The following is a 12,458-nucleotide window of genomic DNA, read 5'->3' as shown; positions in this document are numbered from 1 at the left end:
GTGAGTCATTTTGGTGCAGGCTCTCCAGCCTCCAACAATAGCACGCTCTCAGCGTTGGTGACGTGATCCGCCCACCGCTGCATGAGCGGGCGGCGTTGATCGAGCAAGTCGGAGCGCGCATAGGACCGCTCGGTCTTGCTGCCGATGCTGTGGGCGAGAGATGTCTCGGACAGGTGCCATGGTTCGTCGGTTTCCTCACACCAATCGCGAAACGAAGACCGGAAGCCGTGGGGCCGCGCCTCGTATCCCTCGCGCGCGAGGTACTTAGCCATCGCCGCGTCGCTTATGGGCTTGCCGCGATAGGCGCAGAACAGGAACCCATCCCGCGCCAGAGGACGCGCTAGGTCGATCACGCGCTGGCTCTCGTCTGACAGCGGTATCCTGAACGGCTTACTATTCTTCATATTCTCGGCCGGTATACTCCACACGCCATCCTCGAACTGCTCCTCTCGCCCGAAGCGCACCGGGGCTGATCGCGAGGCCGTCAGGATCAACAGTCGCAACGCCAGTTCTGTAGGTGTCTCGCCCAAAGTCGCGTACAGGGTCGGAACCTCGGCCCATGGCATGGCGGGGATGTTGGTCACGGTGTGGCGCTGGTTCCCGAGGCGCTCACGCACACGCGGCACCAGCCGCACATCGATGACGGGTAATTCGGTCTCGGCATAGCGTAGCACCATACCCAGACGGTCCAGCGCCTTCTTGCTGGCTGATGTTTTTGTGCGCCAGATCGGATCGAAGACGGCGAGTATCTCGTCAAAAGTCAGATCGCGTAGGTCGCGGTGACCCAAGGCGGGCAGCACATGCACCTTGACAGGCGACAGCCAACGCCCAGCTCGCCCGCTGTCCTTCAAGTCGTGCCTGTTGGCCTTAAGCCAGCGGCCAAACCACACACGCACCGTGTGCGACTTCTTGCCCCTCGCCTCACCAATGTCGGCATCACGAAGCGCGCGCGCCTTATCCAAATCCACCTCGGGATACACGCCGAGCGACTTCTCACGCCGACGACCGTCCGCATCCGTGTACCGCAGAGACCAAGTCTTGGTCGCGCCGCGCACCCAAAAGTATAGCCCCTTACCGTCACTGTGCTTGCCGGGGCCCAATTTCTTGACCCGCGTCGCACTCAATTTGTCTACCGCCATGTCTACCACCAAATCTAAAATAGTAACGCCCGTTGCCTATCGTCATAAGCGAAAAGTTCTTATTTACAAGGTAAATGCCTACTGACGTTGTTCGGTGTTTCTGTAGTCGGGTGCTTCTCGGCCGCACCAACTCTCCGAAAACATTAGGTTCTTTGAGCTTCGAGAGATGTTCTCCGAGGTGCGTTTGAGCGCAATACTTTCCCAATAGCGCCGCATCCTTGCCCCATTTTTTTGGATAATCATCTCCAACTCGAGTACCGGAGATGAATTCATGACGATGCAAGCAGACTTTGCGCAGACCTCTTCCAATGGTGTGCCGCGCTTTGTTCAAAAGAACCGGCTGCTGATTGCATGCGTTGCATTGCAAACTTTTGCAGCCTTTTTGGTCAGCCGCGTGTTGGGTATTCCATTCGAACTGCATACTTTTCATGCCTTGATGTCGGTGTGCTTTCAATTGGTTCCAGTTACTCTCACTCTGCTGCTCATTTTGCATTTTGCCTATTTGGCCCTGATCGTTCGCCCAGAACGCCCGATCCAGCGCATGATAGCCGATGCTAAGTCGATTTTTCTCGATTGGGAGCGGATGGCCACAGGGTCGCTGGCGCTGATGTGCTTTGTCTTTTTCATCGGGTCATTCACGTTTCTAAAGAGTGCAATTCCGCAGTTGGTGCCGTTTTCTTGGGACGTGACTTTTGCCGAATGGGATCGGGCCCTGCACTTTGGAGTGGATCCATACAAGCTCGTGTTGGGATTGATGGGCACGCCTTTGGTGGCGACCGTGATCAACGTCGCCTATCACTGGTGGTTCTTCATGATGTACTTCTTGCTGATCTTTGCATGTTTCACGAAAATTAATCGCCAAGCCGCTTCGACGTTCCTCGTGTCGACCGTTTTGGTCTGGTTCCTCGGCGGTAACGTACTGGCCACGGTGTTCTCTTCAGCGGGGCCGGTCTATTTCGAGCGTATGGGGCTGGGAACGGACTTTGTCGCCCTGACAGACGCTCTGAAATCCTTCAACCAAAGCGGCACGATCTGGGCGCTTGATGTGCACGAAATGCTTTGGAAAGGTTATGTCGCCGAAGGGACCATCAATGGGATTTCCGCGATGCCAAGCATGCATGTTGCCTCAACCGTCCTGATGACTCTCTACGCCTTTAGTTTTGGGCGCTGGGCGGGGCGCGCGATGCTGGCGTTTCTGTCGATCATTTTGATCGGCTCTGTGATGCTGGCTTGGCACTACGCGATTGATGGCTACTTCGGCGCGCTCATCGCTGTCTTGGTCTGGATGCTATCCAAGCGATTGGTCGCACTGGACAGCAAATCTGGGCGCTCATAGCAACTGAGTCTCTTAAGAACGTTTCATGCCGCTCCGGCTGATTGCGACAGATGCGTAAGAACCTTGGCAAAAGTCTCTGCCCCTTGCGCGCCCGCGGTCGCGTGGCGCGCGTCAAACACCATCGTTGGTACGCTGGACACGCCGCGTGACGTCCAAAAGCTTTGTTTTTCCCGAACCGCTTCGGCATAGCGCTGGTCACTAAGAACTTGCAGCGCCTCGGACTGATCCATGCCGACTGAGGCAGCGGTATCTGCCAGAACCTCAGACGTAGACACATCCAACCCGTTGGTGAAATAGGCATCGAACAGGGCCAGTTTCAGATCTTGCGATTTGCCAGCTTCCTGGGCCCAGTGCAAAAGCTGATGCGCTTGAAACGTGTTGACGATTTTGCTCTCGTCGCGGAATTGAAAATCGATACCCAGTGGTGTGCCAATGGCGGCCAGCTGATCGCGCGCCTTTTGGGACTGTTCTGGCGTGCTGCCGTATTTGCGCATGATGTGCTCGCGCAGGTTTTCACCTTCCGGCGGCATGTCAGAATTCAACTCAAACGGATGCCAATAGGTTTCAATCTCAATGTCGGTGGCTTCAGCTGCCTGTTGCAACTGGCGAAAGCCGACAATGCACCACGGGCAGACAACGTCTGAGATAACATCAACTCGGATGGGATCGGGCATTGGGGCCTCCTGTTCTTGCGCAAGCCCAAGATGGGGGCAGAGGTGCAATTCGGCAAGTCACGGGACCGCGAGGTCAAGGCAGAGCAAAGAGCCAGAGCCAGATCGTGAGGATTGAAGCCGCGGTCGCGATCAACACGGTCGAGGCGGCAACGCGCTGGGCGCGGCCATACATCGAGGCAAACAAATAGGCATTGACCCCCGGTGCCATTGAGGCGGTCAGAACGGCTGAGCGGAAACTGTCTCGATCCAGCCCTTGTGCGCTGCCCAGCGTCCAGACAATGGTGGGGTGAAGAACAAGGGAAACAGCGCAGCAATACAAGATGGTGCGCATGTCGCCTTCGGGGCGATAGCGAAACAGGATGCCGCCCATTGCAAACAGAGCCACGGGCAGAGCAGAGCGGGTGATCATGTCGACCGAGACACTGAAGGTCACGGGAACAGGCACCTGGCCTAGATTGACGATGAAACCCAAAGAAATACCAAGGATCAGCGCGTTTGAGAACATGGCCCGCAAGACCGTTGGTACCACCTTGAGGGGGGATCTGCCTCGGGCGCGGACAATCTCCATCACCGTGATGCCGACCCCATAGCAGAATGGGGCATGGATCGCGACAATGGCATAGTTCCCAGCCAGGGCTTGTGCGCCATAGGCACGTTCGGTGATCGCGAGGCCCAGCAGCAGTGAATTGGAAAAGAGGCAAACAAAGCCGATGGCCACCGCGTCTTCCCAATCGCGGCGAAAGAAGTATCGCGCGCCAAGCATACCAGCGGCAAACGACACGATGGCCCCGGCATAAAAGCTGCTGAGAAGTGCTCCGTCAAACTCGGCACTCAGATCCAGTTGCGAAATCGCACGGAACAACAAAACCGGGACCGCAAAATTGGTGGCATACTTCATGATGCCATCAATATGAAGTTCGCTCAGAAACCCGCGCCAGGCGGCGAGATAGCCAAAGCCAATCACGAAAAAGACCGGCAGGATAACGTCGATCAGCGCCTGCATGAGGTGCCTTGGATATCTGGATCAGTCGTCATAAACGATCTTCATCCCGTCATAGGCCACGCTGATGTGGTCAGGGGTTTCAGCCTCGAGCGTCGCATGATCCAGATCGATATGCATGTTGGTCAGCACCGCGCGCTTGGGGGCAGCCTGTTCAATCCATTTCAGCGAGTTTTCCAGATGCGAATGCGTCGGGTGCGGTGAGCGGCGCAGGGTGTCTAACACCCAATAGTCCAGCCCCTGAAGCTGCAGCCACGCGTCGTCATAGATCTCGGCCACGTCGGGCATGTAGCACAGATCGTTCACCCGAAATCCCAGCGCGTCGATGCTGCCGTGACCAACCGTGATTGGTGTCAGAGTGATTGTGCCGCCTTCGCCAGTGATCTCAACATCGCCATCAATCGTATACATGTCCAAAATGGGCGGGTAGGGCGAGCCTTCGGGTTGCATGAAGGCATACCCAAAACGGGAATAGAGCGCATTTTGAGTGTCGCCATCGGCCCAGACGGGCAAGCGTTGCCGCATGTTAAAGACAACCATGCGAAGATCGTCGATGCCATGCACGTGGTCCGCATGCGAATGGGTGTAGACCACAGCGTCAAGGCGTCCGACTTCGGCGTCCAGAAGCTGCGCCCTCATGTCAGGCGAGGTGTCGATCAGCACAGTGGTTTTGCCGGCCTCGGTCTGACGTTCGATCAGCATCGAGCACCGTTGGCGGCGGTTCTTGGGGTTTGCGGGGTCGCAATCACCCCAATGACCACCGAGGCGCGGAACGCCGCCAGACGAGCCGCAACCGAGAATGGTAAAGGTGAGCCGCGCGCTCATGCAGGCACCGCGTACTGAGCGGCCTTGGTGAAGAGGCGGTCGAAATTGGATTGGGTCTGTGCGGCAAATGTCGGATAATTCATGCCAAAGACCTCGGCCCCTACACGGGCAGTGTGGGCGGTATAGGCGGGTTCATTGCGTTTGCCGCGATATGGAGGCGGTGCAAGGTAAGGCGCATCGGTTTCCACGAGAATGCGATCCACAGGTGCGGCCGCAAAGATATCACGCACGTCCTGACTGCGTGGGAAAGCGGCGATGCCAGACATGGACAGGTAAAAGCCCAAGTCGACGGCAGTTTTGGCCAGGTCGGGGCCAGAGCTGTAGCAATGCATGACGCAAGAATAGGCCCCCTTGGCATGTTCTTCGGAGAGGATTTGGGCCATGTCCTCGTCTGCGTCACGGGAATGGATTATCAGCGGCAGGCCGGTTTCACGCGCTGCCGCGATGTGGATGCGCAAGGATTGCTGCTGAATGTCTTTGCTTTCAGCAGTGTAGTGATAGTCGAGGCCGGTCTCACCAATGCCGACAAATTTTGGGTGTTGAGCCAGGGTTATCAGGTCCTCCAACGAGGCGATCGGTTCGTCGGCCGCGCTCATCGGGTGGGTACCTGCGGCGTAGAATACAGGAGCGTGCGCCTCGGCAATGGCGCGCACTTGCGGCTCATTGCGCAGGCGGGTGCAGATCGTCACCATGCGTGTGACACCGGCCTCTTTCGCGCGTTGAACGATGTCATCCAATTGCCCGTCAAAATCGGGAAAATCGAGATGGCAATGGCTGTCAGTAATCTGTGGAGTTTCGGTCATGGCCTGGAAGATGCGGTTTCAGTGATTTTAAAAACCGTATCTAGAACTAGCGCGGCAGGGTCAAGGTTGACCGCCTGACCGTGACGCGTCCGCCCCGAAATTTCTTGTGCGACATTGGCCCATGCGCGGGCCTTGTGCGGTGTTTCTGACAGTCGCAACAACAACTGGGTTTCCCCGTCTGCGGCTTCTGGCACCGGGGCGCTGCCAGTGGCGCCCGTGCGGGCCAGTCGGGCAAGAAATGTATCGAACATTGTCAGCAGCATTTCAAATCGCGCTTCGGCCCCGCGTGTGGCAGCTGCCTCGGCCAATTTGAGAGCACGTGTTCGATCAGGACGCGGCAACCCCGCAAAAATCGCGATAATCTCCTGATACATCGCAAGTCCGCCCAATTGGGTCAGACGAATGGCCTCGCCTACCGAGCCGTCGGCCAACGCGGCAAGCGCAGGAGAGTCTTCAGGCCCCATATCGGCCTGATCCAACGCGGCGCGCATGTCGTCAGGGCCCAGCGGGCCGAGCCGTAGTTCGCGGCATCTTGACCGGATGGTGGGCAACAACCGAGATGGTTGATGAGAAATCAACAGCATCGTGGTCAGGGCAGGCGGCTCTTCGAGCATTTTCAACAGCGCATTGGCCGCGTTGGCATTCATATCGTCCGCTGCATCCACGATCACCACGCGGCGTCCGCCTTCGGTGGCTGAGAGCGTGAGAAAATGGGTCAATTTGCGAATGTCGTCGACCACGATCATATCACGCAGTTTGCCGGTCTTTTCATTCACGCTGCGGGTAATGGAAAACAATCCCGGCTCTGATTTGGCCAGGATGCGACGTGTGACCGGATGATCTGCGGCAATGTCCAAGGTATCATAGACGGGTGGGGCATCATCAAAAAGGCCACCACCTTGGGAAACCGGCGTGGCCAGCAAAAACCGCGCTATGCGCCATGCCAATGTGGCTTTGCCGACACCGCGCGGCCCGGTCATCAGCCAGGCATGGTGCAAACGGTTAGAATTGAAGGCTTCAAGAAAGTCTGCTTCTGCCTGTGATTTACCAAAAATCTGCAGTGTTTCGCGGGGATGCGGTGCGCCTTCGATCCGGTCTGCCTCGGGAAGATCGCCGGTGCCGCTCATGCCAGCCCCGACAGGACGGCGTTCGCGATATCGCTGGCAACGGCATCCGCGTCTTGTTCGCCATCAATGACACGGAACCGGTCTGGAAACTGCTGTGCCAGATTCAGAAAGCCTTTGCGCATCTGTTCTTGCAGGCCTTGACCAAAATCCTCAAACCGTTCCTCGGCCGTTTGACGCGACTTGGCGCGGGCAAGCCCCGTGGCTGGGTCCATATCGATCAGAATGGTCAGATCGGGTTCACGCCCAATCATCAAGCTGTGGAGCTGATCCACGATATGACGCAAATCACCCCGCGACAGGCCCTGATACATCCGGGTACTATCCGCAAAACGGTCGCAAAGCACGATTTTTCCAGCCGCAAGTGCAGGTAGGATAGTACGCTCAAGATGGTCTCGGCGTGCCGCGGTGAACAACAGGATTTCGGTTTCGGCAGACCAACGATCCGGGTCGCCTTCGAGCACGAGTTTTCGAATGTCTTCTGCACCCGGGGACCCGCCAGGTTCGCGCGTTAAAACAACGTCCCGCCCGGACTGTTTCAGGGTTTCGGCCAGACGCTTGATCTGTGTTGACTTGCCGGACCCATCGATGCCTTCGAACGTGATGAAGCTGCCTATTCCGTTCACGAAGCATCCTCGGTTTCTGCTTGCTCTGATCCAATGCCAAATTGCTTCATCAGGACGGCTGCAGCGGTCTTAAGTCGAACACCAAAACCGCCTGTGCTCACTGATTTCTCGGCCACCAGCGGCACGCGGAGTTCTGGCAAACCTTCGGGGCGCAGGATCAGTTTGGCCAATTCCTGGCCTTCTGCGATCGGTGCCTCGACCGGACCGTGATAAACGATTTCCGCAGGCACATCATCTCCACTCAGAACTGGCAGAAGGATCGAAAGGTCGCTTGCTGCGACCAGCGGAACGCGCAGATCCTTTCCCATCCAGACGTCTGCCTCCCCCAGACGTTGACCTTTTTCCAACACTTGGGTTTCCGTGAATTGCCGGAATGACCAGTTGACGATCTGTTGGGAAACCTCAGCGCGCTCACGTGCACTATCCAGCCCCGAGATTACAAAGATCACGCGTCGGTTTCCCTGACGCGCTGAACCAACCAGGCCATAACCAGCCTCGCTGGTGTGCCCTGTCTTTAGCCCATCTGCGCCAATGCCCAACCCCAGCAAGGGGTTTCGGTTGCGCGTGTTGCCGGGTGCACGACCGTCAAATTCAAACTCGGTCTCCGCAAACATCGGATAAAACTCGGGAAACTCGGTGATCAGCGCGTTGGCGAGGATCGCAAGGTCACGCATCGACATGCGGTGACCCGGCGCAGGCCAGCCGTTGGAATTGGCAAAAGTCGAACTGTTCATACCCATCTGTCGTGCTTTGCGGGTCATCAACCGGGCAAATCCGGCTTCGGTGCCATCCGGAGACAGGGACTCGGCGATCACCGCGCAGGCATCATTGCCGGACAAAACGATAATCCCACGCAGCAGATCGGTGACTTTGACCTTGTCCGTGGTGTCAAGAAACATGGTTGAGCCGCCATAGCTCATCGCATGTTGCGAGACAGGTAGTTTCTCTTCCATCGAAAGGCGGCCATCCCGCACGGCCTCAAACGCCATGTAGAGTGTCATCAGCTTGGACATTGAAGCCGGTGGCAGCGGGTCATCGGCGTTTTTTGACAGCAGTATCGTGCCCGTACCCTGGTCCATGACAAAAGCTGCTCTGGCGTTTGTCTCAAACGCTGCAACTTGTGCAACGGTCAGACAGAGCGCAAACATTGCGACGATAAGGCGGTTCAATGCTCTGACCATCAGAGTCTCCGTCAGTTGGCTCTAGCCGGAAACCGCATAGGCGTCGGTGAATCCGGTGGCGTTGATTTGTTTCATGATCTGGGTGCGCTCGGACTTAGAGGCAGCCGGCCCGACGATCACGCGCCAGAACGTTTTGCCTTTGCTTTCCAGCTTTTTGATAAGCGGCACCATTCCATTGTTGCGCATCTGGTCGGCGGCATTCTTGGCATTGGCCTCGACCGAGAAGATCCCAATTTGGATGTAAGGCTTGTCTAGATTGGATGACACCGGCTTGGGTGCGGTTTCTGCCGTCACCTCTTGCGCTGGCGGTCTGACCTCTTCCTCGGCACTGGCGACTGCAGCGCTTGCCGCGGCGATGGGGTCCAACACCTCTTCTTCGACTTCTGCGGCTGCCGTGGCGCTTGTTTCCATCGCCTCTGGCTCATCTGCGACTTCTTCGCGACGCAGCGCCGTTACGTTCAGCTCGACAGGCTGTCCGGCCAACATACCCAAGGCATCTGCGGCATCTGCGGAAATCTGAACGCGCGGACCGGGCATGTCCCGTTCACGGCGGAACAGCGCACCAATCACAAACTTGCCGTTGCTCTGGTTGCGAATGATCACGCGTTCAGGGTCTTTGACATCGGGATGTGCGGCCCATACCCCACCCAAGGATGGTCGCCCATCCCAGAGGCCGGCTTCGGTCACCGAAAAGACGTCCGGAGCTTCAACGTCACGCTCAACCAACTTGGTGGTCTGTGTGCTTGCGTCGGCGGTCTCAGTATCCGTCTTCGGCTTAAGCATCGAAAGGTCGACGCCTTCTTCGCAAGCCGTCACTGCAAACGCGGCGAAAGCAATCACAGCAAATCTGCCGGTGCCATTCCGGTGTTGTTTGAAAGTTAACGTCATGATCCGCCCTTTGCCTGTCAGCGGTCATTGCCGCTCTACTTGCCGTTTTTTCGGCCTTCTGCCCGAATTCAGCGGGCATGAGTTGAGCGCAGTCTAGCGGCAAGGGGGACGCAAGAAAAGCACGTGTTCCCATATCGGCGAAAAATCCCCTTTTCTGGGGGTTTCAGAATCAAACGTAGCGGATTAATCAGTGCAGGTCGGAGGAGTGGCAGAGTGGTTGAATGCACCGGTCTTGAAAACCGACGAAGGTTAACGCCTTCCGTGGGTTCGAATCCCACCTCCTCCGCCACCGACCCCGGTCTCAGTTTTCCCTGCAGAATTGGTTGTGATTAGTGGCGTGATTTCCGTCGGTTGCAAGGATGCGGTTTGAACTGAGACGCACCGTGGCGCTGCATTTCCGGGATTATTCTTGAGAGTCTCAGAGACCCAATTTCGCCGGTGAGGTTTGGTGTGTGTTTCCCTGTTATGAGCCATTTTACAGGGAATTTGGACGAAATCCGCTCGATTCCTTCAAATTTGGAGGAGTTTATGCGAGCGTTTACAGGTGTTTAGGGCGCAAATTCCCTAAACACCGGAACAGGGAATTTGAATCGCGGAACAGGGAATTTTCAGCGCTGATCAGGGAAGCTTAAGTTTCGAACAGGGATTACGTAGTTTTGGTAAATCCGAAGATCTGCTCTTGGGCAGACCAGTCTATTGGCAGTTTGCTGCGCGCGATGGTTTCCAGTGTCAGTTCCGCAGGTTGCGACCCCAAGAGGATGGCTTGCTGGATTCGGGGTGATAAAAACGCCATCGGGATAATGCGGGTGATGTAGCTTTCCGAGATGGTTGTCGTGCTGGCGATCTGTTTGACGGAGGCTCCGGTCTTCATCTGCGCCACCCAATTATGGGCGTTGCGCAAGGCCCGGATCAGAGTGGCATCGCGGGCGGGTGCCATTTCCCCGGCCACAATCTTCATCTCGACACCCCGTCGTCGGATGGTGAAGGGGACATCAATGTAGCAGAGAGCCTCATGCAAATCTGCCTCGGTTAGGTTCAGGTGCTTGGCGAGTGGGCCGGTTGCGAGGTGCAGTTGCAACCGTCCATCGGTGATGGTGCCGGAAACGAGAAGGCTGGAAATGGTCTTTATCCCACCAGCCTCTATCTCCCCCATGAGAACCCGAACCGCTTCGACCGCCGTCGATGAGGTGAGCGCATCCGAAGCGGTCAGCACCTGATGGCGCTGGGCAGCGGTGCGCAAGTGATCTGTGACGGCTTTCGTCACGGCGTTCTCCAAAGCCTTTGCGGGAAGTCGCCAGCCGGCGGGATCGGGCCTGCCGGAGATCAGACGGTTCGAGACATAGTAGTGATGACGCTGTTTGCCCTTCTGCGTGTGGGAGGGAGTCAGGATATCACCGGACTCATCGCGCAACTTTCCGAGAAGCGGTGCAGTTGGTGTTGCGGAAGTGACGGTCTTGGGGCCGACTCCACCGCGACGGCGCATTGCGGTGGCCTCAAGCTTGTCCTGCACCCGGTCCCATTGGCCTTGGCTGATGATGGCTGCTTGCCGCCCGGGGAAGCTCTTGTCTTTGTGGCGAATGCGCCCGAGATAGGTTGGGTTGCGCAGGATGTGATAGATCTGCCCGCGACTGAACGGGCGCCCACCTTGGACGCGCCCTGTAGAAAACACATGGCGCTTGGAGGCCAGCCCCTCGGCGTCGCTCCGCCTCATGACAGCATTCAAGCAGTGCAACTCGTCATAAAGATCAAAGATACGTCGGACGGTCTCGGCCTCTATATCATTGATCACCAGTTCCCGCGTGTTCGGATCGGGATGGGCATCATACCCCAGCGGCGACACGCCCCCCATCCAGAGACCTTTCTTTTTGGACGCCGCGATCTTGTCGCGGATACGCTCGGCGGTCACTTCGCGTTCGAACTGGGCAAAGGAAAGAAGCACGTTCAGGGTGAGACGCCCCATGGAAGAAGAGGTGTTGAAGGCCTGGGTGACGGAAACAAAGGAACAGTCTACCTCTTCGAGGCGGTCGACCAGTTTGACGAAGTCGGCCAGCGAGCGTGTCAGCCGATCAATCTTGTAGACCACCACCATGTCAATGAGACCGGCGTCTATATCTGCCAACAGCTGCTGCAAGGCCGGGCGGTCCAACGTGCCACCGGATTTGCCACCGTCGTCATAGCGGGTGGGCAGCAGCTTCCAGCCCTCATGCTTCTGGCTGGCAACATACGCTGCGCAGGCCTCATGCTGGGCGTCCAATGAGTTGAAGTCCTGATCGAGACCTTCTTCGGAGGATTTGCGGGTATAGATGGCGCAGCGGATTTTCCGGGTCTGGCTCATTTACCGGCTCCCGGTTTGTTGAGGCCGAAGAAACGGGGGCCGGACCAGTGGCTGCCCGTGATGGTGCGGGCGATGATTGAGAGGGAGCGGTAAGTCTCGCCGTTCCAGAGAAACCCGTCTTCGGTGACATCCACCACCTGGGTGACACCGTTCCATTCCCTGAGCAACCGCCCGCCGGGTTTGAGGCGTGATGCTGTAGTTGTCTTCCCGACCGGCTTGCTGGCCGCTTTGCCCAGCTCCTTCAACAGAGCTTTTGGTAAACCTCCCTGTTGTTGGGCCTGCGCTTCAAAGCTCAGGACGCGGCGCATGAACACCTGGCTTGAGCGGGGTGGCGGCGCACTGCCATGCAAATCGCGCCATGCGGCAGACAGGCCGTCGCGGTCCAGATGCGAAATCTCTTCGAGGGTATGCAGGGTCATTTGTGTCTCCTCAGTTTGGCAGGGCAGTGGCGTGCCGGTACTGAGGAGAGCCCGATCTTTTCGGGCGTGAGAGCAGTACTGCGTGGTCTGGGCAGGTAGTCCAGTTCT

General features: G+C 57.3%; 12 protein-coding genes and 1 tRNA gene. 2 read left to right on the top strand and 11 right to left on the bottom strand.

Features of this window, described 5'->3' with window-relative positions; all coding sequences use genetic code 11:
- Positions 1-5: 5 nt before the first annotated feature.
- Positions 6-1,139: a site-specific integrase gene (locus tag Q0932_RS12820; RefSeq protein ID WP_299353540.1), complete on the bottom strand. Its 1,134-nt coding sequence runs from the start codon at positions 1,137-1,139 to the stop codon at positions 6-8.
- A gap of 271 nt (positions 1,140-1,410) precedes the next feature.
- On the opposite strand from Q0932_RS12820, the gene Q0932_RS12815 reads away from it, so the two are divergent.
- Complete coding sequence (locus Q0932_RS12815; protein WP_299353537.1) at positions 1,411-2,475, top strand: phosphatase PAP2 family protein; 1,065 nt, start codon at positions 1,411-1,413, stop codon at positions 2,473-2,475.
- 23 nt (positions 2,476-2,498) lie between these two features.
- On the opposite strand, the gene Q0932_RS12810 is transcribed toward Q0932_RS12815, so the two are convergent.
- The 8 genes from Q0932_RS12810 to Q0932_RS12775 all read right to left on the bottom strand — a co-directional run bounded on the left by Q0932_RS12810 (position 2,499) and on the right by Q0932_RS12775 (position 9,596).
- On the bottom strand, positions 2,499-3,149 hold the full coding sequence (locus tag Q0932_RS12810) for a DsbA family oxidoreductase (RefSeq protein ID WP_299353534.1): 651 nt from the start codon (positions 3,147-3,149) through the stop codon (positions 2,499-2,501).
- A 73-nt stretch (positions 3,150-3,222) separates the two neighbouring features.
- On the bottom strand, positions 3,223-4,152 hold the full coding sequence (locus tag Q0932_RS12805) for an AEC family transporter (protein WP_299353531.1): 930 nt from the start codon (positions 4,150-4,152) through the stop codon (positions 3,223-3,225).
- A gap of 21 nt (positions 4,153-4,173) precedes the next feature.
- On the bottom strand, positions 4,174-4,974 hold the full coding sequence (locus Q0932_RS12800) for an MBL fold metallo-hydrolase (protein ID WP_299353528.1): 801 nt from the start codon (positions 4,972-4,974) through the stop codon (positions 4,174-4,176).
- The gene (locus Q0932_RS12795; protein WP_299353525.1) at positions 4,971-5,777 is read right to left on the bottom strand and encodes a TatD family hydrolase; all 807 of its coding nucleotides are present in this window, start codon (positions 5,775-5,777) and stop codon (positions 4,971-4,973) included. Before Q0932_RS12795 ends, Q0932_RS12800 begins: the two co-directional genes overlap by 4 nt.
- Positions 5,774-6,904 carry a DNA polymerase III subunit delta' gene (locus Q0932_RS12790; RefSeq protein ID WP_299353522.1) on the bottom strand — a complete coding sequence of 377 codons (1,131 nt, stop codon included), beginning with the start codon at positions 6,902-6,904 and terminating at the stop codon, positions 5,774-5,776. The genes Q0932_RS12795 and Q0932_RS12790 overlap by 4 nt, the downstream gene beginning before the upstream one ends.
- Positions 6,901-7,527, bottom strand: a complete 627-nt coding sequence (gene tmk / locus Q0932_RS12785; RefSeq protein WP_299353519.1) for a dTMP kinase — start codon at positions 7,525-7,527, stop codon at positions 6,901-6,903. The genes Q0932_RS12790 and tmk overlap by 4 nt, the downstream gene beginning before the upstream one ends.
- Entirely contained in the window at positions 7,524-8,675 is a 1,152-nt protein-coding gene (locus Q0932_RS12780) for a D-alanyl-D-alanine carboxypeptidase family protein (protein ID WP_299354094.1), read from the bottom strand. Before Q0932_RS12780 ends, tmk begins: the two co-directional genes overlap by 4 nt.
- 54 nt (positions 8,676-8,729) lie before the next feature.
- Positions 8,730-9,596, bottom strand: a complete 867-nt coding sequence (locus Q0932_RS12775) for an SPOR domain-containing protein (RefSeq protein ID WP_299353516.1) — start codon at positions 9,594-9,596, stop codon at positions 8,730-8,732.
- 199 nt (positions 9,597-9,795) lie between these two features.
- Here Q0932_RS12775 and Q0932_RS12770 point away from each other — a divergent pair.
- Positions 9,796-9,885, top strand: a tRNA-Ser gene (locus Q0932_RS12770).
- A gap of 357 nt (positions 9,886-10,242) precedes the next feature.
- On the opposite strand, the gene Q0932_RS12765 is transcribed toward Q0932_RS12770, so the two are convergent.
- On the bottom strand, positions 10,243-11,931 hold the full coding sequence (locus Q0932_RS12765) for a recombinase family protein (RefSeq protein WP_299353513.1): 1,689 nt from the start codon (positions 11,929-11,931) through the stop codon (positions 10,243-10,245).
- A complete protein-coding gene (locus Q0932_RS12760) occupies positions 11,928-12,350 on the bottom strand; it encodes a DUF2924 domain-containing protein (protein WP_299353510.1) in 423 nt (140 codons plus the stop codon). The genes Q0932_RS12765 and Q0932_RS12760 overlap by 4 nt, the downstream gene beginning before the upstream one ends.
- Between the last annotated feature and the right edge of the window lie 108 nt (positions 12,351-12,458).

The sequence above is a fragment of the uncultured Shimia sp. genome (assembly GCF_947498095.1).
GTDB lineage: Bacteria > Pseudomonadota > Alphaproteobacteria > Rhodobacterales > Rhodobacteraceae > Shimia.
This window is presented reverse-complemented; position numbering and strand designations above follow the sequence as displayed.

Excerpts from the sequence above, each read along its gene's own strand:
- Q0932_RS12780 (WP_299354094.1), bottom strand. The coding sequence starts at position 8,675 with ATGTTTGCGCTCTGTCTGACCGTTGCACAAGTTGCAGCGTTTGAGACA.
- Q0932_RS12820 (WP_299353540.1), bottom strand. The coding sequence starts at position 1,139 with ATGGCGGTAGACAAATTGAGTGCGACGCGGGTCAAGAAATTGGGCCCC.
- Q0932_RS12810 (WP_299353534.1), bottom strand. The coding sequence starts at position 3,149 with ATGCCCGATCCCATCCGAGTTGATGTTATCTCAGACGTTGTCTGCCCG.
- Q0932_RS12775 (WP_299353516.1), bottom strand. The coding sequence starts at position 9,596 with ATGACGTTAACTTTCAAACAACACCGGAATGGCACCGGCAGATTTGCT.
- Q0932_RS12790 (WP_299353522.1), bottom strand. The coding sequence starts at position 6,904 with ATGAGCGGCACCGGCGATCTTCCCGAGGCAGACCGGATCGAAGGCGCA.
- Q0932_RS12760 (WP_299353510.1), bottom strand. The coding sequence starts at position 12,350 with ATGACCCTGCATACCCTCGAAGAGATTTCGCATCTGGACCGCGACGGC.
- Q0932_RS12800 (WP_299353528.1), bottom strand. The coding sequence starts at position 4,974 with ATGAGCGCGCGGCTCACCTTTACCATTCTCGGTTGCGGCTCGTCTGGC.
- Q0932_RS12765 (WP_299353513.1), bottom strand. The coding sequence starts at position 11,931 with ATGAGCCAGACCCGGAAAATCCGCTGCGCCATCTATACCCGCAAATCC.
- Q0932_RS12805 (WP_299353531.1), bottom strand. The coding sequence starts at position 4,152 with ATGCAGGCGCTGATCGACGTTATCCTGCCGGTCTTTTTCGTGATTGGC.
- Q0932_RS12815 (WP_299353537.1), top strand. The coding sequence starts at position 1,411 with ATGACGATGCAAGCAGACTTTGCGCAGACCTCTTCCAATGGTGTGCCG.
- Q0932_RS12795 (WP_299353525.1), bottom strand. The coding sequence starts at position 5,777 with ATGACCGAAACTCCACAGATTACTGACAGCCATTGCCATCTCGATTTT.